This is a genomic window from Rubrimonas sp. (assembly GCF_036788415.1).
In the GTDB taxonomy this organism is placed as follows: domain Bacteria; phylum Pseudomonadota; class Alphaproteobacteria; order Rhodobacterales; family Rhodobacteraceae; genus Rubrimonas.
Genome location: NZ_DAIQNN010000069.1, coordinates 1 through 15716, shown reverse-complemented (window position 1 = coordinate 15716; position 15716 = coordinate 1). Strand labels below are relative to the sequence as shown.

15 protein-coding genes and 1 tRNA gene are annotated in these 15716 nt (G+C 70.0%); 7 read left to right on the top strand and 9 right to left on the bottom strand.

Going from position 1 to position 15716, the window contains the following annotated elements:
• The 4 genes from V7Q31_RS13825 to V7Q31_RS13810 all read right to left on the bottom strand — a co-directional run.
• Positions 1–1365: cobaltochelatase CobT-related protein (locus V7Q31_RS13825; protein WP_333834447.1), on the bottom strand; the 1365-nt coding region annotated here is incomplete at its 3' end.
• Positions 1366–1389: 24 nt separating this feature from the next.
• Positions 1390–2376, bottom strand: a complete 987-nt coding sequence (gene cobS / locus V7Q31_RS13820) for a cobaltochelatase subunit CobS (protein WP_333834446.1) — start codon at positions 2374–2376, stop codon at positions 1390–1392.
• Between the two features lie 124 nt (positions 2377–2500).
• Positions 2501–4408: a methyl-accepting chemotaxis protein gene (locus tag V7Q31_RS13815; RefSeq protein WP_333834445.1), complete on the bottom strand. Its 1908-nt coding sequence runs from the start codon at positions 4406–4408 to the stop codon at positions 2501–2503.
• A gap of 126 nt (positions 4409–4534) precedes the next feature.
• Entirely contained in the window at positions 4535–5437 is a 903-nt protein-coding gene (locus V7Q31_RS13810; RefSeq protein WP_333834444.1) for an N-formylglutamate amidohydrolase, read from the bottom strand.
• Positions 5438–5584: 147 nt separating this feature from the next.
• Between V7Q31_RS13810 and V7Q31_RS13805 the strand changes: the two genes are divergently transcribed.
• Positions 5585–5659, top strand: a tRNA-Val gene (locus tag V7Q31_RS13805).
• A gap of 207 nt (positions 5660–5866) precedes the next feature.
• On the opposite strand, the gene V7Q31_RS13800 is transcribed toward V7Q31_RS13805, so the two are convergent.
• The gene (locus V7Q31_RS13800; protein WP_333834443.1) at positions 5867–6427 is read right to left on the bottom strand and encodes a hemerythrin domain-containing protein; all 561 of its coding nucleotides are present in this window, start codon (positions 6425–6427) and stop codon (positions 5867–5869) included.
• A 268-nt stretch (positions 6428–6695) separates the two neighbouring features.
• Here V7Q31_RS13800 and ccoN point away from each other — a divergent pair, with 268 nt between their 5' ends.
• The 5 genes from ccoN (at position 6696) to V7Q31_RS13775 (ending at position 10814) form a co-directional block, all read left to right on the top strand.
• Positions 6696–8321 carry a cytochrome-c oxidase, cbb3-type subunit I gene (gene ccoN, locus V7Q31_RS13795; RefSeq protein ID WP_333834442.1) on the top strand — a complete coding sequence of 542 codons (1626 nt, stop codon included), beginning with the start codon at positions 6696–6698 and terminating at the stop codon, positions 8319–8321.
• A 13-nt stretch (positions 8322–8334) separates the two neighbouring features.
• On the top strand, positions 8335–9084 hold the full coding sequence (ccoO, locus tag V7Q31_RS13790; protein WP_333834441.1) for a cytochrome-c oxidase, cbb3-type subunit II: 750 nt from the start codon (positions 8335–8337) through the stop codon (positions 9082–9084).
• Between the two features lie 9 nt (positions 9085–9093).
• Positions 9094–9297, top strand: a complete 204-nt coding sequence (locus V7Q31_RS13785; RefSeq protein WP_333834440.1) for a cbb3-type cytochrome c oxidase subunit 3 — start codon at positions 9094–9096, stop codon at positions 9295–9297.
• A gap of 1 nt (position 9298) precedes the next feature.
• Entirely contained in the window at positions 9299–10168 is an 870-nt protein-coding gene (gene ccoP / locus V7Q31_RS13780) for a cytochrome-c oxidase, cbb3-type subunit III (protein WP_333834439.1), read from the top strand.
• A 94-nt stretch (positions 10169–10262) separates the two neighbouring features.
• Complete coding sequence (locus V7Q31_RS13775; protein ID WP_333834438.1) at positions 10263–10814, top strand: flavodoxin domain-containing protein; 552 nt, start codon at positions 10263–10265, stop codon at positions 10812–10814.
• A 9-nt stretch (positions 10815–10823) separates the two neighbouring features.
• On the opposite strand, the gene V7Q31_RS13770 is transcribed toward V7Q31_RS13775, so the two are convergent.
• From V7Q31_RS13770 to V7Q31_RS13760, 3 genes are all read right to left on the bottom strand, one after another.
• The gene (locus tag V7Q31_RS13770) at positions 10824–11633 is read right to left on the bottom strand and encodes a glycosyl transferase (RefSeq protein WP_333834437.1); all 810 of its coding nucleotides are present in this window, start codon (positions 11631–11633) and stop codon (positions 10824–10826) included.
• Positions 11634–11995: 362 nt separating this feature from the next.
• On the bottom strand, positions 11996–12535 hold the full coding sequence (gene speD / locus V7Q31_RS13765; RefSeq protein WP_333834436.1) for an adenosylmethionine decarboxylase: 540 nt from the start codon (positions 12533–12535) through the stop codon (positions 11996–11998).
• Between the two features lie 251 nt (positions 12536–12786).
• The gene (locus tag V7Q31_RS13760) at positions 12787–13704 is read right to left on the bottom strand and encodes a DMT family transporter (protein ID WP_333834435.1); all 918 of its coding nucleotides are present in this window, start codon (positions 13702–13704) and stop codon (positions 12787–12789) included.
• A 106-nt stretch (positions 13705–13810) separates the two neighbouring features.
• On the opposite strand from V7Q31_RS13760, the gene V7Q31_RS13755 reads away from it, so the two are divergent.
• Complete coding sequence (locus V7Q31_RS13755) at positions 13811–14638, top strand: tetratricopeptide repeat protein (protein ID WP_333834434.1); 828 nt, start codon at positions 13811–13813, stop codon at positions 14636–14638.
• Positions 14639–14641: 3 nt separating this feature from the next.
• Here the strand turns inward: V7Q31_RS13755 and V7Q31_RS13750 are convergent.
• The coding region (locus V7Q31_RS13750; RefSeq protein ID WP_333834433.1) for a methionine--tRNA ligase at positions 14642–15716 on the bottom strand (1075 nt) is incomplete at its 5' end.

The following is a 15716-nucleotide window of genomic DNA, read 5'->3' as shown; positions in this document are numbered from 1 at the left end:
CTGCCCGCCCTTCCACTGGCGCGTGGTGAAGCCGAGGATCTCGACCTTCACCTGACAGCGCTCGAGCGTGCGCGCGAGCACATCGGCCGAGATCGCCGCGATCGAGATGGGCCGCCCGCGCATCGAGCCGGAATTGTCGAGCAGCAGCGTCACCACCGTGTCGCGGAAATCCGTATCCTTCTCGATCTTGAAGCTCAGCGGCGTGGTCGGGTTGGCGACGACGCGCGCGAGCCGCCCGGCGTCGAGCACGCCTTCCTCCAGATCGAACAGCCAGCTGCGGTTCTGCTTGGCCTGAAGCCTGCGCTGGAGGCGGTTGGCGAGCCGCGACACGGCGCCTTTCAGCGGCTCCAGCTGGCGGTCGAGATAGCCGCGCAGCCGGTCGAGCTCGGCCTGGTCGCACAGCTCCTCCGCCGTCACCACCTCGTCGGCGGCGCGGCTGAACACCTTGTAGTCGCGGCTCGCCTCGCTGTCGGGCGCGGGCATGGGCGGCGGCGGGGTCTCGCCTTCCTCGTCCTCAGCGGCCTCCTGCTGGGCCTCGTCGTCGTCGAGGTCCTCGAACGTCATGTCGGCGCTCGCCTGCGCCGCATCCTGCGCGCGGGTCTGGTCCTGCTGGGCGTCGGGCTGGTCGGACTGCTCCTGATCCTGATCGCCGCCCTGCTCCTCGGGCTGGTCGGGCTCGTCCTCGGCGCCCTGCTCCTCGTCCTCGTCGGGCGCGTCGGGGTCTTCGCCGAGCTGGTCGGCGTAGCCGAGATCGGCGATCAGCTTGCGCGCGGCCCTGGAGAAGGCGGCCTGGTCGTCGGCGAGCGCGGCGAGGTCGGGCAGGCTTTGGGCCGCGTGCGACTCGAGAAAGCCGCGCCAGAGCTTCACCACGTTGTCGGCCCCGGCCGGAGGTTCGCGCCCCGAGATCAGCGCCCGCAGCGCCAGCGCCGCCGCCTCCGGCAAAGGCGCGTCGGCGGCGGTCTTCATCTGGGAATAACCGCGGCGGCGCCCCTCCTCGACCAGCCGCGCGTCGAGATTGTCGCCCACGCCGGGCATTGCGCGGGCCCCGAGCGCCTCGCAGCGCGCGGTCTCGCAGGCGTCGTAGATGGCGCGCGCCATGTCTCCCGGCGGGGCGTAGCGCGCATGCGCCGCGTCGTCATGGTAGCGCAGCCGCAGCGCCGAGGCGTCGGCCGCGCCGCGCGCCGCCACCACCTCCGCCCGCGTCATCCGCCGCGAGATCTGCGGCAGGCGCAGGCTGTCGGACGTCATCCCCGAGGGATCGGCGGAATAGGTCACCGCGAGGTCCGGCGCGTCGGCCATCGCGCGCGTCGCCTCGGCCAGCGCCTTCTTGAAGGGCTCGGCGGGGTTGTCGGGGCGCGGGCTCATTTGGCGGGCCTCACTGCGGCGCCCTCACCCCAGCGACAGGCTCGCCGCGCTCTCGGGCAGCTCCACCCCGAAACAGCGCTGGTAGAACTCGGCGACGGTCTGCCGCTCGAGTTCGTCGCATTTGTTGAGGAAGGTCAGCCGGAAGGCGAAGCCGACATCGCCGAAGATGCGCGCGTTCTCGGCCCAGGCGATCACGGTGCGCGGGCTCATCACGGTGGACAGATCGCCATTGATGAAGGCCGAGCGGGTGAGGTCGGCGACCGTCACCATCCGCGAGATGGTCGTGCGCCCCTCCCCGCTCGCGTAGTCGGGGTGCTTGGCGAGCACGATCTCCGTCTCGGCGTCATGCGGCAGGTAGTTGAGCGTGGCCACCAGCGACCAGCGGTCCATCTGGCCCTGATTGATCTGCTGGGTGCCGTGATAGAGCCCGGTCGTGTCGCCGAGGCCCACGGTGTTCGCGGTCGCGAACAGGCGGAAGAACGGGTTCGGATGGATCACCTTGTTCTGGTCGAGCAAAGTGAGCTTGCCGTCGGCCTCGAGCACGCGCTGGATCACGAACATCACGTCCGGGCGCCCCGCGTCGTATTCGTCGAACACGATGGCGACCGGATTGCGCAGCGCCCAGGGCAGGATGCCCTCCTGGAACTCCGTGACCTGCACGCCGTCGCGCAGCCGGATCGCGTCCTTTCCGATCAGGTCGATCCGGCTGATGTGGCTGTCGAGGTTCACGCGCACGCAGGGCCAGTTGAGCCGCGCCGCCACCTGCTCGATATGGGTGGATTTGCCGGTGCCGTGATAGCCCTGGATCATCACGCGGCGGTTGAAGCGGAAGCCGGCGAGGATCGCGAGCGTCGTGTCGCGGTCGAAGCGGTAGGTCGGGTCGCGCGCGGGCACGCGGTCGGTGGGCTCCGCGAAGCCTTTCACGGTCAAGTCGCTGTCGATGCCGAAGGCGTCGCGGACCGGAACGTCGATCGTCGGTGTCATGTCGGGCCCCGCCCCGCCATCGGCCATGTCGCTGGTCCTTCCTCGCGCGCCCTCTGTCGCCGGCGCAGACGCACCGCACAATAGGCCGGGCGCGGCGCGGCGCAAGGCGGGGCGCGCAGGTGGCGGTGCGGGCGGAGGCGGCCCGCGACGCTCAGGCCGCGCGGCGACCCCGCGCGGCGCCGGCCTCGAAGGCCGCGGCCGCCTCGGCCAGCGCCGCGATGTCGGCGCCGAGCGCGCCGAGCTCACCCGCGAAGCCCTCGGTTCGGGCGGCGTTCTCCTGCGTCATGCGGTCCATCTGGGCGATCGAGGCGTTGATCTCGGCGACCCCGGTCGCCTGCTCTCGGCCCGCGCCGACGATCTCGGCGATGCCGCTTTCGAGATCGGCGGTCGCCGCGCGGATCGCGTCGAGCGCCGCGCCCGCCTGCTCGACCCGCGCGATGCCGTCGCCGACTTGCGCGTTGCTTTCAGTGACGAGCCCGGTGATGTCGCGCGCCGCCGCCGCCGCCCGCTGGGCGAGCGCGCGCACTTCCGCCGCGACCACGGCGAAGCCGCGCCCGGCCTCGCCGGCGCGCGCCGCCTCGACCGAAGCGTTGAGCGCGAGAAGGTTGGTCTGGAAGGCGATCCCCTCGATCAGCCCGATGATCTCGTTGATCCGCCCGGCGCTGTGCTTGATGCGCGTCACCGCCTCGACCGTGGCGGCGACCGCCGCTGCGCCGTCCTGCGTGCGCGCGGCCACGTCGCGCGCCGAAGCGCTGGCGGCGTCGAGGGCTGCTGCGTTTGAGGCGACCGCGCCCGACATCTCCTCCATCGCCGCCGCCGTCTGCTCCAGCGAGGCCGCCTGCCCTTCGGCGCGGCTCGCGATCTCGCCCGCCCCTGCCTCGAGCCGCGCCACCGCCGCCCGTCCTGACGCCGCCGCGCTCTGGATGTCGCCGAGCATCGCCGTCAGCCGGTCCAGCGACGCGTTGAGGCCGCGCGCCACGCGCCCGAAATCGCCGGGCGCGCCCTCGGCCAGCCGGTGGGTGAGGTCGCCCTTGGCCATCGGCGCCACGCAGGCGTCGATCTCGCGCAGGAACGCGTCGACGCCGGCGCAAAGCCCGTTCATCGCTTGCGCGAGCGCCGCGAGCTGCGGTTCGTCGAAGCGCGCCTCCACCCGGCGCGAGAAATCCCCCGCAGACGCCGCATGCGCCACCGCCCCCACGCCCTCGGCGAGCGCGTCGAGCATCAGGCGCCGCTGGCTCTCGGCCTGAGAGCGCTCCGCCGCCGCCTGCGCGAGCCCCGCGCGCAGCGCGTCGAGCCCGCGCGAGATCTCGCCGATCTCGTCGCCCTGCGCCTGCCCCGAGACCGGCGTCGCCAGATCGCCCGCCGACAGCCGCGCCATGTCGGCCTTGAGCGCGTCGAGCCCGGCCAGCCCGCGCCCCACGAGCCAGCGCGCCGCGGGCCCCGCAACTGCAACAGCGACCAGCGCGATCGCCGTCACCCAGCCCGCCACCCGAAGCCAGACGCCCGTGACGTCCGCCTCCGCGACGCCGACATAGAGGATGCCCTCGACGGCCCCGCCTGCGCCGAAGATCGGCTGATAGACCGTGAGATAATCCTTTCCGAGAATGGTCGCAGCGCCCCGATAGGTCTGACCGCGCGAGACGACGGGCCAGACCGCGCCGCCCTTGCCGAGCGGCGTGCCGACGGCGCGACTGCCGTCGGGCTTGACGATGTTGGTGGTGCGCCGCCAGAAATCGCCGTCCTCGCCGAGCGCGAACACCGTCGCGGTCTCGCCCGTCGCGGCGCCGATCCTGTCGATCAGCGCATGGCTGTCGAAGACGGGCGGCGCGCTCCAGGCCAGCCGCTCGACCACGCCGGTCGGCCCGTAGCGCGCCTCCACTTCCGGCGCTGCGTAGGCGAAGGCGAGGGCGGCGGCGCGCAGGCTGGCGTCCTGACGCGCCAGCGCGGCGTCCTCAGCCTCGCGCGCGCTGCGGATCACCTCGCCCACGACGATCAGCGCGGCGACGCCGAGGGCGACGGCGATCACCAGCGCGGTGAAGCGGGCCTTGAGCGAAGACATGGGCGAGCCCTCCCGGAAGCGGCGGTGGCGCGACGCTGGCCCAAGAGGCTTGCGGAAATGTGAAGTCGCGCGCCGCTTCTTCCTGCCAGACGCGCAGGCCCCGCCGCTCGGCTGAGCGCGGGTCCGTCACTCCGCGGCGAGCTGGGCCGCGAGGGGTTCGCGTCCGCAGAGCCGCGCGACGACGCTGCGCAGCGCCTGCGCGATGGCGGCGAAATCGCCGCGCTTCTCGATCCTGCGTTCGTCGAGATAGAGGCTCCGGTCGATTTCGATCTGGATCGCGTGCCAGCCCTGGCTCGGTCGCCCGTAGCGCTGGGTGATGAAGCCCCCGGCGAAGGGCGCGTTGCGCGCGACGGCGAACCCCGCACCCTCGAAGGCGGCCTGCGTCTCCGCCATCGCCCAGTCGGCAGCGGCGGCCCCGAAGCGGTCGCCCAGCACGATTTCGGGACGGCGGCCCCGGATGCGCGGCGCCGCCCGCAGCGCGTCGGAGGGCATCGAATGACAGTCGAACAGCACCGCCTGCGCATGCAGCGCGCGCGCGCGCCGCATCAGGCGCGCCAGCGCGTCGTGATAGGGCGCGTGAAGCCGGGCGAGCCGGTCCGCGGCTTCCGACCGGCTGATCTTGCCCGAATAGATCGACGCGCCTTCCGCGACGACGCGCGGGATCACGCCGAGCCCCGCGGCGATGCGCGGATTCAGTCCGGTGGCGCGGACGCCCTCGACGACCGAGGGGTCGAGCTCCTCCGGCGCGCGGTTCAGATCGACATAGGCGCGCGGCGCGACTGCTGAGATCAACGGCGCGCCGAATTCGGGCGCGGCGCCGAACAGCTCATCGACGAAGGCGTCCTCGGAGGCCCGCAGCGCAAGCGGATCGAGCCGCGAACGGCGAATGAAATGCTCCGGGTAGCAGCGCCCCGAATGGGGCGAGCTGAACACCGCGCGCGACAGCCCGCCGCGCGGTTCGTGCAGATCGAAACTCGTCGCCATCGCCATGCCGAGATCATAGCCCGCACGCGCCGCCGGAAAAGACATTCCGCATCGTCGCGCGAAAGATTCAGGGCGAAGCGTCGCGGCGGGCTCAGGCCGCCTCGGGCCCGACCGAGCGGACAGATCGCGCTTGCGCCCTCCGAGGCTTTTTCCTATAGCACCGCGACGCATGACGGACGGGCTTCGTCGCGCGGGCGCGTAGCTCAGTGGGAGAGCACTACGTTGACATCGTAGGGGTCGCTGGTTCAATCCCAGCCGCGCCCACCATGCCCCTGCGGGGGCGCCCGAACGCCGCTAACCTCTTCGGTCGATTTGATCGAAGGATCGGCAGCCGAACCGCCGCCTCGCCGAGACCCGACGCAGCTGAGCCGTCGGCATCCGGTCGCTCGCGCCCCCCTCGACGGCGCTCTCGGGCGCGCGGATGCACTGATGCGGCGAGTCGGCTCGGATGGATCGCCGTCGGACAAGGGGCGCTCAGGCGGCGCCGTGCGCCTCCATCGCCCCGCCCTCGATCACCGCGAAGCCGCCGCGCTCGCGCACGCCCTCGCGGGCGGCGATCGCGGCGAGGCGGATGCCGAGCGTCACGAGGTCCTCGCGCGTCAGCAGGTCGCGCGCCTGCTGGTGGATCGTCGCCTCGGCCCAGTCCATGTGACGGCGCAGCCCGTCGAAGAAGGCGCGCAGCATGAAGCCGAGCGACTCCGCGTTGCGGGCGCGCCCGGTGCGGGCCAGAGCGTCGAGTTCTTCGGCGAGTTCGATGGCACGACCGATGGTCTCGCCATGCTCGCGCCGCGCGATGGCGACGGCGCGGCGCAGCGACGCGCCGAGCGGCGCGCGCGCCTCGATCAGCGGAAAGAGCGCCTGCTCCTCGATGGCGTCGTGATGGGCGATGGCGCTGCGCAGGAGCCCGGCCGCGAGCGCCGCGCTCGCACGGTTGATCTCGTCGGGCAGCGAATCCGCGATCCCTTCGAGCATGTCGGCGAGCGCCCTCTGCGCCCGATTGTCATAGTCGAAATAGCCGAACGGGTCCGCGCGCATCTTCTCAGGCGCCGGTGGTCGCTGAAAAATGCGCGTCATTGCAACTGCATCGAACATCGCATGCCTCCGCGAAGCGTTCAGTTTCTGGCTGGCGGATGCTCGCCTGCGACGCCACGGCGCGCCTTGACCCACATCAAAGCCGTGCAGGATGGGCTACCATAATTCACAATGAAGTGCGGGATTTTCGCGGATGCAGCATCGCGACGCGAGCGCCCTGCGCAAGCTGGCGGTCGCCCCCGGCGGGGGAACGGGAAGGACGTGAAACGACATGCAAATGGTGAAGCTGGTCATACTGGCGCTTCTGACCATCCTCGCGCTCTACGCGGCGGGCAACGCACGCGACGCGATGTATGCGACGCACATGACGATGTTCGCGCTCGCGGGCGCGGCGTTGCTCTATCTGACGTATCAGGGGCGGCTTAGGCTGGCGCCTCTGGGCGAGGGACCCGGAGGCCCCAACGAGGAGCGCTACGAAACCGGGATCATCCGCTTCGGCGTGATCATGACGGTGATCTGGGGCGTCGTGGGCTTCCTCGTCGGGGTGATCATCGCGCTGCAGCTCGCCTACCCGCTGCTGAACCTCGACCTTCCCTGGACGACCTTCGGCCGGCTGCGCCCGCTGCACACCTCTGCGGTGATCTTCGCCTTCGGGGGAACGGCGCTGATCACCACTTCGTTCTACGTGGTGCAGCGGACTTCGGCGGCGCCGCTGGTCTCGCGCAGCCTCGGCTGGTTCGTGATGCTGGGCTACCAGTGGTTCATCCTTTTGGCCGCGACCTCCTACATCCTCGGCGGCTCGCAGTCGCGCGAATACGCCGAGCCGGAATGGTACATCGACCTCTGGCTGACCATCGTCTGGGTCGCCTATCTCGTCGTGTTCCTCGGCACGATCATGAAGCGCAAGGAACCCCACATCTACGTGGCCAACTGGTTCTACCTGAGCTTCATCGTGACGGTCGCGATGCTGCATGTCGTCAACAACATGGCGGTGCCGGTCAGCTTCTTCGGCTCCAAGTCCTACTCGGCCTTCTCGGGCGTGCAGGACGCGCTGACCCAGTGGTGGTACGGCCACAACGCCGTCGGCTTCTTCCTGACTGCCGGCTTCCTCGGGATGATGTACTATTTCGTGCCGAAGCAGGCCGAGCGGCCGGTGTTCAGCTACCGCCTCTCGATCGTCCACTTCTGGGCGCTGATCTTCCTCTACATCTGGGCGGGTCCGCACCATCTGCACTACACCGCCCTGCCCAACTGGGCGCAGACGCTGGGCATGGTGATGTCGATCATCCTGTGGATGCCGTCCTGGGGCGGCATGATCAACGGGCTGATGACGCTGTCGGGCGCCTGGGACAAGCTGCGCACCGACCCGATCATCCGCATGATGGTCGCCGCAATCGCCTTCTACGGCATGAGCACCTTCGAAGGCCCGCTGATGTCGATCCGCGCGGTCAACTCGCTGTCGCACTACACCGACTGGACCATCGGCCATGTCCATTCCGGCGCGCTGGGCTGGGTCGGCATGATCACCTTCGGCGCCGTCTACTTCCTCGCGCCGCGCGTCTGGGGCCGTCCGCGGCTCTACTCGGTGGCGATGGTCAGCTGGCACTTCTGGCTCGCGACCGCCGGCATCGTGCTCTACGCCTCCGCGATGTGGGTCTCCGGAATCATGCAGGGCCTGATGTGGCGCGAGACCAACGAGCTGGGCTTCCTCGTCTACTCCTTCGCGGAGACAGTCGAGGCGATGCACCCGTTCTACGTGATCCGGGCGATGGGCGGCGTGCTCTACCTGCTTGGCGGGCTGGTGATGGCCTACAACATCTACAAGACGATCAAGGGCGATCTGCGCGAGGAGGCGGGTCAGCCGTCGCGCGGCCCCGCCCCTGTCGCGGCCGAGTGAGGGAGCGCGCGCCATGTCGATCTGGACTCAACACCAGAAGATCGAGAAGAACGCGACGCTTCTGCTCGTGCTCTCCTTCTTCGTCGTCACAATCGGCGGCGTCGTGGAGATCGCGCCGCTGTTCTACCTCCAGAACACCATCGAGAAGGTGCAGGGCATGCGGCCCTACACCCCGCTCGAACTGGCGGGGCGCAACATCTACATCCGCGAGGGCTGCTATCTCTGCCACAGCCAGATGATCCGCCCGATGCGCGACGAGATCGAGCGCTACGGTCATTTCTCGCTGGCGGCGGAAAGCATGTACGACCATCCGTTCCAGTGGGGCTCCAAGCGCACGGGGCCCGACCTCGCGCGCGTCGGCGGCAAATACTCGAACGAGTGGCACGTCCAGCACATGATCTCGCCGCGCTCGGTGGTGCCCGAGTCGGTGATGCCGCCCTACGCCTTCATGGCCGACCGCGACCTCGACTTCTCGGACATGGGCGACCATCTGACGGCGAATGTCGCGGTCGGCGTGCCCTACACAGACGAGATGATCGAGAACTTCCGGGTGGACGTGATCACCCAGGCCAACCCCGACGCCGACGAGGCGGATGTGGACGGCCTGATCGCGCGCTACTCCGAGAGCGCGGTGCTCGGCGATTTCGACGGGAACCCCGACCGGATCACCGAGATGGACGCGATCATCGCCTACATGCAGATGCTGGGCACGCTGGTCGATTTCTCGACTTTCGACGCCACGGCGTCCGAGAACCTGCGCTGAGGGCGGACCATGGAGGATCCCCTCTCGACCTATGAAAAGATGCGGCATTTCGCCGACAGCTGGGGCCTAGTGGGCATCTCGATCGTCTTCGCGATCGCGGTCGCCTCGGTGCTCCGGCCCGGCGCCAAGGCGCGCGCGCTAGACGCCGCCGACATTCCCCTGAGAGACGACGAGCCCGGGCCCGACGGCGCCGGCGCGAACCGGAGAGGCTGAGATGGCCAAGAACAAGATCGACGAGGTCACCGGCGTCGAGACGACCGGCCATGAATGGGACGGGATCTCCGAACTGAACAACCCGATGCCGCGCTGGTGGGTGTCGCTGTTCTACGCCTGCATCGTGTTCGGGCTGGGCTACACCATCTTCTTCCCGGCCTGGCCGCTGGTGAACACGGCCACCGCCGGGCTGCTCGGCTACACCTCGCGGGGCGAGTTGCTCAATCGCACCCTGCCCGCCCATGCGGCCATGCAGTCGCAATGGCGCGACCGCATCGCCGCCGCCTCGCTCGAGGAGATCCGGGCGGATGAGTCGCTGTTCAACTTCGCGCTCGCCTCGGGCGCCGCGAATTTCGCGCTCAACTGCTCGCAGTGCCACGGGGCGGGCGCGGCGGGCAATGTCGGCGGCTTTCCCAACCTCAACGACGACGCCTGGATCTGGGGCGGCGAGCTTGAGCAGATCTACCAGACGATCGCCTACGGCGTGCGTCAGCACCCCGAGGCGCGCTTCTCCGAAATGCCGCGCTTCGGCGTCGACGAACTGATCGAGCGCGAGGAGATCGACGCAGTCGTGCAGCATGTGCTGAACTTCACCGGTCGCGCCACGGACACCGCGCTGCTCGAAGCCGGCGCGGAGAGCTGGGAGTACAACTGCGCCTCCTGCCATGCCGAGGACGGGACCGGGAACGTCGATCTCGGCGCGCCGAACCTGACGGACGGCGAGTGGCTCTATGGCGGCTCGCAGGAGGAGATCTTCGCGCAGATCTGGGACCCGCAGCACGGGGTGATGCCCGCCTGGCTCGACCGGCTCGGCGAGTCGGCGGTCAAGGAACTCGCTGTATGGGTGCACTCGCGCGGCGGCGGCGTCTGAACCCCGCTCTGGGGCGGCGCCTGATCGCATTGCAAAGGCGGCGCGCGGAGCGGAAGCTCCGCGCGCCGTTTCCTTTCCAGCCGGACGAGACCCGATGACCGCCGCCGCCTTCGACGTATATGTCGCCAGCCATGACGGGCACTCGCTGCGCGTCGCCACCCACATCATGCAGCGGCTGGGTCTCGGGGCCTACGACTACGCCCGCCTCGGGGCGACGCCGCCGGTGATCGACCCCGCCCGCCCGGTCCTGCTGGTCGCGCCGGTGCGCTACGGCTACCACATGCCCGAAGCCGAGGCCTTCCTGACGGCGCTGATGGCCCAGACGCCTCCGCCTCCGCTGGTCTTCGTCTCGGTGAACCTGACCGCGCGAAAGGAAGGGCGGCAAACCATCGAGACCAACGCCTACCTCAAGAAATGCGTCGACAAGTTCAAGCTGAAGCCGGTCGCGGCGCGGGCGGTCGCCGGGGTGCTCGACTATCCGAAGTACAAATGGCTCGACCGGCAGCTGATCCGCATGATCATGAAGATGTCGAAGGGCCCTACCGGCGGCTGGGAAGTCATCGAGTACACCGACTGGGAGGACGTGGACGCCTTCTGCGACTCGCTTCCCGCCCCGTTCGGGCGAATGGCGCAGGCGGCGGAGTAGGCCTCGACCTCAGTCTTCGCGCCACGCCTCGCGCACCCAGTCCGACGGCTTGAGATAGTGGCGCAGATAGCGCCACACGCTCTGATCGGTGCGCCTGTGGAAGGTGTTGCGGATGTGCTCGATCGGGCCGGTCGGATCGTAGAGGTCGCCCCACCGGCCCTCGATGGCGTGGCTGGGCAGCAGGATGCCGGGAAACAGCACGACGCGGGCCCCGCGCGGCAGACGCGGCGCGAGGACGTAGTTCAAAGGGAAGGGGCGACAGCACTCGCGCCGGAACACCTTGACCCAGGGGCGCGGCCAGAACTTCACGCCGCCGGGGGCGCGGCGGGTGACGAAGCGCTGCTCCCAGTGATAGCGGTCCGCGATCCCCTGCGGGTCGGCGGCGAACTCCTCCTGCAAGGGCAGGAGCTTGCCGACCGGAAAGCGGAAAATCGACGTCTGGCCGAGGCGCTCGAGCGGGACCGTGGGGTTGCGCGCGAGGATCACGTCGTCAGCGTCGCCGAAGGTGAAGAAGTCGTCCAGCGACCCTGTGACGACAAGGTCGAGATCCATGAACAGGACCGGCCCTTCGAGATCGGCGAGCCGGGCGCTCCACATCCGCGCCTTCGGCCATTTTCCCCATGTTCTCACAGGCATGGGCACGTCGAGCTCTGGCAGCGGCTCGCAGCGGACTTCGGGCCGGACGCCCGCGGCGCTGTCGGTGAAGCACGTGAAGTTGAAGGGTGGGGTCAGGTGGCGGGCCACCATCGCGTAGAGCCGGTTGATGTAGGGCGCGCCGTATTTCGGACCCCAGTTGATGCAGACGACCTGCTTGTTCATAAAAGCGCAGCGCGGCTGGAGACGTGCATCGGCGGGGCTCGGACTGGGACGTTGGAGAACAGAATAGCGGGTCGGCGTGAGCTGGGGAATGGACGCCGGAAGGTTGGAGTTTCGCCGTCGTTCCGCCAGCCAGCCGCAACCGGGCATGCGGCGGCGCCGGACATCGCGACGCCCTTCGCGAAGCGCCCCCTGCGCCCGCCTGTCGCCGACGGGACGGGCGCAGTCCGGGGCCATGTGAGAGTCGCGCTTTCGCAAAGACCCGCGACCCAATGACCGCCCGGACCGACGCCGGGCGGCTTTGCGTCACCTCAGGCCAAGGCGGCGCGCCTAGCGCAACGCGGACGCCCGCCCGGCCCTTGGGATCAGGCGACCAGCCCGTCGCCGCGCAGCAGTTCCTTCACCCGCATCTCTTCGGCGTCGAAGGCCTTGCGCAGGATCTCGACCGCCTTCCAAGGCTCGGCGTCGCCGCACATGAACACGTCGAACGCGCCGTAGCCGATCTCCGGCCAAGTGTGCACGCTGATGTGGCTCTCGGCGAGCACGGCCACTCCGCTCACGCCCTGCGGCGAGAACTTGTGGGTGTGGATGTGCAGCAGCGTCGCCCCGCAACCGTCCACGCAGTCGCGGAACGCCTTCTGGATGCGCGCCTCGTCATCGAGACCCGTGCCACGCACCACCTCGATGATGAGATGCGTGCCCGCGAAGGTCTTGCCGTCGCGGCGGATGAAGTGATCCTCGCGGTCCTCATCGAACACGTCGCGCGGCTGCGCGTCGTTGGAGACGACGCTGAGCGTCGCAGTGTGACGATGATCGTTCGCACGACCCTCGGTCGTGTGTTCTCCCTCGTGGGTGGCGCCTGTCTCCAGGTCCATCCCCAGTCGGAAGAGGTGCGCCCCATTCATGGCGGCCTCCCCTACCAGTAGACGAAAACCCAGCGGTCCCTTAGCGCCCCCCCACGAGCGGGGTTGGGATCGGCGACCCTGTGAGAGGGCAAATACTGATTCTCGAGCCGCTTTTCAAGCGCGCACTGCCCGTGCGGCCCGAAAAACAATCTGTGCGTCCGGGCGGCTCGGGATCGAAAAAAAGATTTCGTATAAAGTAAAACGCGCGACACATCCGCAAAGCGCTGTGCGACAGCGGCGTGGCGCGTCGATCACGGCGCTGCGACGCCCGCGGCGCGCGCGCCGGACGCCCTCGCCGCACTCCGCTCGCGCAGCATGATGTAGAGCGTCGCGCCGACGATCACCGCACCGCCGACGAGCCCCCAGAGATCGAGCGTCTCGCCGAACATCAGCCAGCCCGCGACCGCCACGGCGGGCAGCCGCAGATAGGAGACCGGCGCGACCACGCTCGCCTCCCCCACCGCGAAGGCGCGGATGTCGGCGTAGCCGCGCAGCGACGACATCGCGGCCAGCGCCAGCACGAGCCCCCAGAGCCACAGCGCTTGCGGAACCTCCCAGGCCAGCAGCGCGGGCGGCAGGGTCAGGGCCGCGGTCAGCAGCGCCGACGTGGCGAAGACCGCGTCCGAGCCGTCCTCCGCGCTCAACCGCTTGCCGATCATCAACGCCAGCGCAAAGCACAGCGACGAGCCGAGCGCCGCGAGCATCGCCGGCTCGAACGGCGCCAGCCCCGGGCGCAGCACGATCAGCGCGCCGAGGAAGCCCGCCAGCACCGCCGCCCAGCGCCGCGGCCCGACTTTCTCGCCCGCCATCGACGGTGCGAGCGCCGTCGAGAAGATGGGCGCCAGAAAGAACAGAATGGTCGCAATGGCGATCGGCAGTTTCCAGATCGCATAAAACCCCATGTTGAGCGCCGCGGCGATCAGCGCGCCGCGCAGGAGATGGGCGGAGGGGCGGCGCATCGTCAGCGCGCCGCGCCCGCCATCTGCGCGCAGCAGCAGCGGCGCGAGAAACAACAGCCCCGCCGCCGAGCGCAAGAAGGCGATCATCGCCGTGTGCATCTCGTCGCTCAGCATTCGCACGAACACGGTCATGCCTGTCGCGCCGAGCACCGAGGCCAGCATCCACAGCGCGCCGCGCAGATTGGGGGACAGCGTCGAGAGGGCGGGCATGCGCGCAAGGTCCGCAAGGGCGAGAGCGCGCGAGCTTCGATCCGCCGCCGGACGGCGTCAAGCGCGCCCCCTGTCGCCGGCGGGCGATCAAGCGCATATAGAGCGGATGAGCCGCTTCGCCCTCGCCGCCCTTCTGGCCCTGCTGACCGCCGCCCCCGGACCGGCGGTCGCGAACGCGTTCCTAGCCCTCTGCGGCGACCCCTCCGCGCCTGCGGCGCAAGTCGCGGGCGCGTGCCGGCGCGCGCTCGAGGCGGGCGGGCTGACGCGCTCGCAGGAGGCCGCGGCGGCGCTCAATCTGGGCGCGGCTTTCCTCGAACTCGGCCAGCCGCGGCAGGCCGAAGAAGCCTATGACCGCGCGCTGGCGGTCGACCCCCGCGCGGCGCTGGCGCTGGGGGGGCGGGCGCGGGCGCGCGAGGAGCTGGGCAAGGCCCCGCTCGCCGCGGTGGACTGGAACCGCGCCGTCGATCTCGCGCCCCGCGACGCGGAACTGCGCACCGGGCGCGGAGCGTTCCGGCTGCGGGCCGGCAACGCGCAGGGCGCGCTGGAGGATTTCGACCTGGCCCTGCGGGCGAGCCCGCGCGACCGGGACGCGACGTTCAACAGGGGGCTGGCGCTGGCGGCGCTGGGGCGCGACGCGGAGGCCGAACAGGCGTTCTCGGCTGTGCTGCGCGCCGATCAGGGCGATGTCGGCGCCTGGCTCAACCGCGCGCGCATCCGCGCCTCGCGCGACCGGGCGGCGGCGCTCGCCGATTTCGATCAGGCGGTCGCCCGCGCGCCGGAATGGTCGACGCCATGGTTCGAACGCGGCGTGCTGCTGGAGGCGATGGGCCGGAGCGACGAGGCCGCGCGCGACTTCCGACGCGCGTTCGAACTCGGTCATTCCAGCGCCTATCTGACCGAGAAGATGCTCGAACTGGGCCAGCCGAACCGCTGAGCCCTATCCAGCGCCACCGGCGAAGCGCGCCTCCAGCGCGGCGCGCGCGTCGTCCTCGATCTTGGCGAACAGGTTGTCGGGGACGGTGAAGCCGTGGCCTGCGGGCAGCGCGTCGAGCGCCTGCGCCGCCGAGGCGGGCCACGCGCCTTCGCTCTGCGGGTCGAGGCCGAGCGCGCGCAGCATCGCGTCCGCCGCGTCGGGGATGAAGGGGCGCGAGACGATCCCGTAAAGGCGCACGAGGTTCAGCCCGCAGCGCGTGATGGCCGCGGAGCGGTCGGGGTCGGTCTTGTGGGCGGCCCAGGGGGCGGCGCGCTGGAGATACTCGTTGCCCGCCACCCAGGCCGCGCGCAACTCCGCCGCCGCGCGCCGCAGCTCCATCGCCTCCATCGCCGCCGCATGGGCGTCGAGGCGGGACTGGAGCTCGGCGGCGAGCGCCTGCTCCTCGGGGCCGTAATCGCCGCCGGCGGGGACCGTCTCGCCGAATTTGGAGCGGCAGAACTTGGTCACGCGGCTGACGAAATTGCCGAGCACGTCGGCAAGGTCCTTGTTCACGCCCGACTGGAAGGCCGCCCAGGTGAAGTCGCTGTCGGACGTTTCGGGCGCGTTGGCGAGCAGCCACCAGCGCCAGCAGTCGGAGGGGAAGCTCTCCAGCGCCTGATCCATGAACACGCCGCGGCCCTGGCTGGTCGAGAACTTGCCGCCCTCATAGGTCAGCCAGTTGAAGCCCTTGATGTAGTCCACCAGCTTCCACGGTTCCGCCCCGTCGAAGTTCGCGCCCATCAGCGTCGCGGGGAAGCTGAGGGTGTGGAAGGGGATGTTGTCCTTCGCCATGAACTCGACGTAGCGGACATCGGCCGCGCCATGGTCTTCGCGCCACCAGCGCAGCCAGCCCTCGTCGTCGAGGCCGCCCGCATCGGCCCATTCCGCGGTCGCGCCGATGTATTCGATGGGCGCGTCGAACCAGACGTAGAAGACCTTGCCCTCCATGCCCGGCCAGTCTTCCGTGCCGCGCTTCACCGGGATGCCCCAGTCGAGGTCGCGGGTGATGCCGCGGTCCTGCAGCCCCTCGCCGTCGTTG

Excerpts from the sequence above, each read along its gene's own strand:
- speD (WP_333834436.1), bottom strand. The coding sequence starts at position 12,535 with ATGAATGGGGCGCACCTCTTCCGACTGGGGATGGACCTGGAGACAGGC.
- V7Q31_RS13755 (WP_333834434.1), top strand. The coding sequence starts at position 13,811 with ATGAGCCGCTTCGCCCTCGCCGCCCTTCTGGCCCTGCTGACCGCCGCC.
- ccoP (WP_333834439.1), top strand. The coding sequence starts at position 9,299 with ATGGCCAAGAACAAGATCGACGAGGTCACCGGCGTCGAGACGACCGGC.
- V7Q31_RS13785 (WP_333834440.1), top strand. The coding sequence starts at position 9,094 with ATGGAGGATCCCCTCTCGACCTATGAAAAGATGCGGCATTTCGCCGAC.
- V7Q31_RS13815 (WP_333834445.1), bottom strand. The coding sequence starts at position 4,408 with ATGTCTTCGCTCAAGGCCCGCTTCACCGCGCTGGTGATCGCCGTCGCC.
- V7Q31_RS13775 (WP_333834438.1), top strand. The coding sequence starts at position 10,263 with ATGACCGCCGCCGCCTTCGACGTATATGTCGCCAGCCATGACGGGCAC.
- V7Q31_RS13800 (WP_333834443.1), bottom strand. The coding sequence starts at position 6,427 with ATGCGCGCGGACCCGTTCGGCTATTTCGACTATGACAATCGGGCGCAG.
- cobS (WP_333834446.1), bottom strand. The coding sequence starts at position 2,376 with ATGGCCGATGGCGGGGCGGGGCCCGACATGACACCGACGATCGACGTT.
- ccoO (WP_333834441.1), top strand. The coding sequence starts at position 8,335 with ATGTCGATCTGGACTCAACACCAGAAGATCGAGAAGAACGCGACGCTT.
- V7Q31_RS13770 (WP_333834437.1), bottom strand. The coding sequence starts at position 11,633 with ATGAACAAGCAGGTCGTCTGCATCAACTGGGGTCCGAAATACGGCGCG.
- ccoN (WP_333834442.1), top strand. The coding sequence starts at position 6,696 with ATGCAAATGGTGAAGCTGGTCATACTGGCGCTTCTGACCATCCTCGCG.
- V7Q31_RS13760 (WP_333834435.1), bottom strand. The coding sequence starts at position 13,704 with ATGCCCGCCCTCTCGACGCTGTCCCCCAATCTGCGCGGCGCGCTGTGG.
- V7Q31_RS13810 (WP_333834444.1), bottom strand. The coding sequence starts at position 5,437 with ATGTCTTTTCCGGCGGCGCGTGCGGGCTATGATCTCGGCATGGCGATG.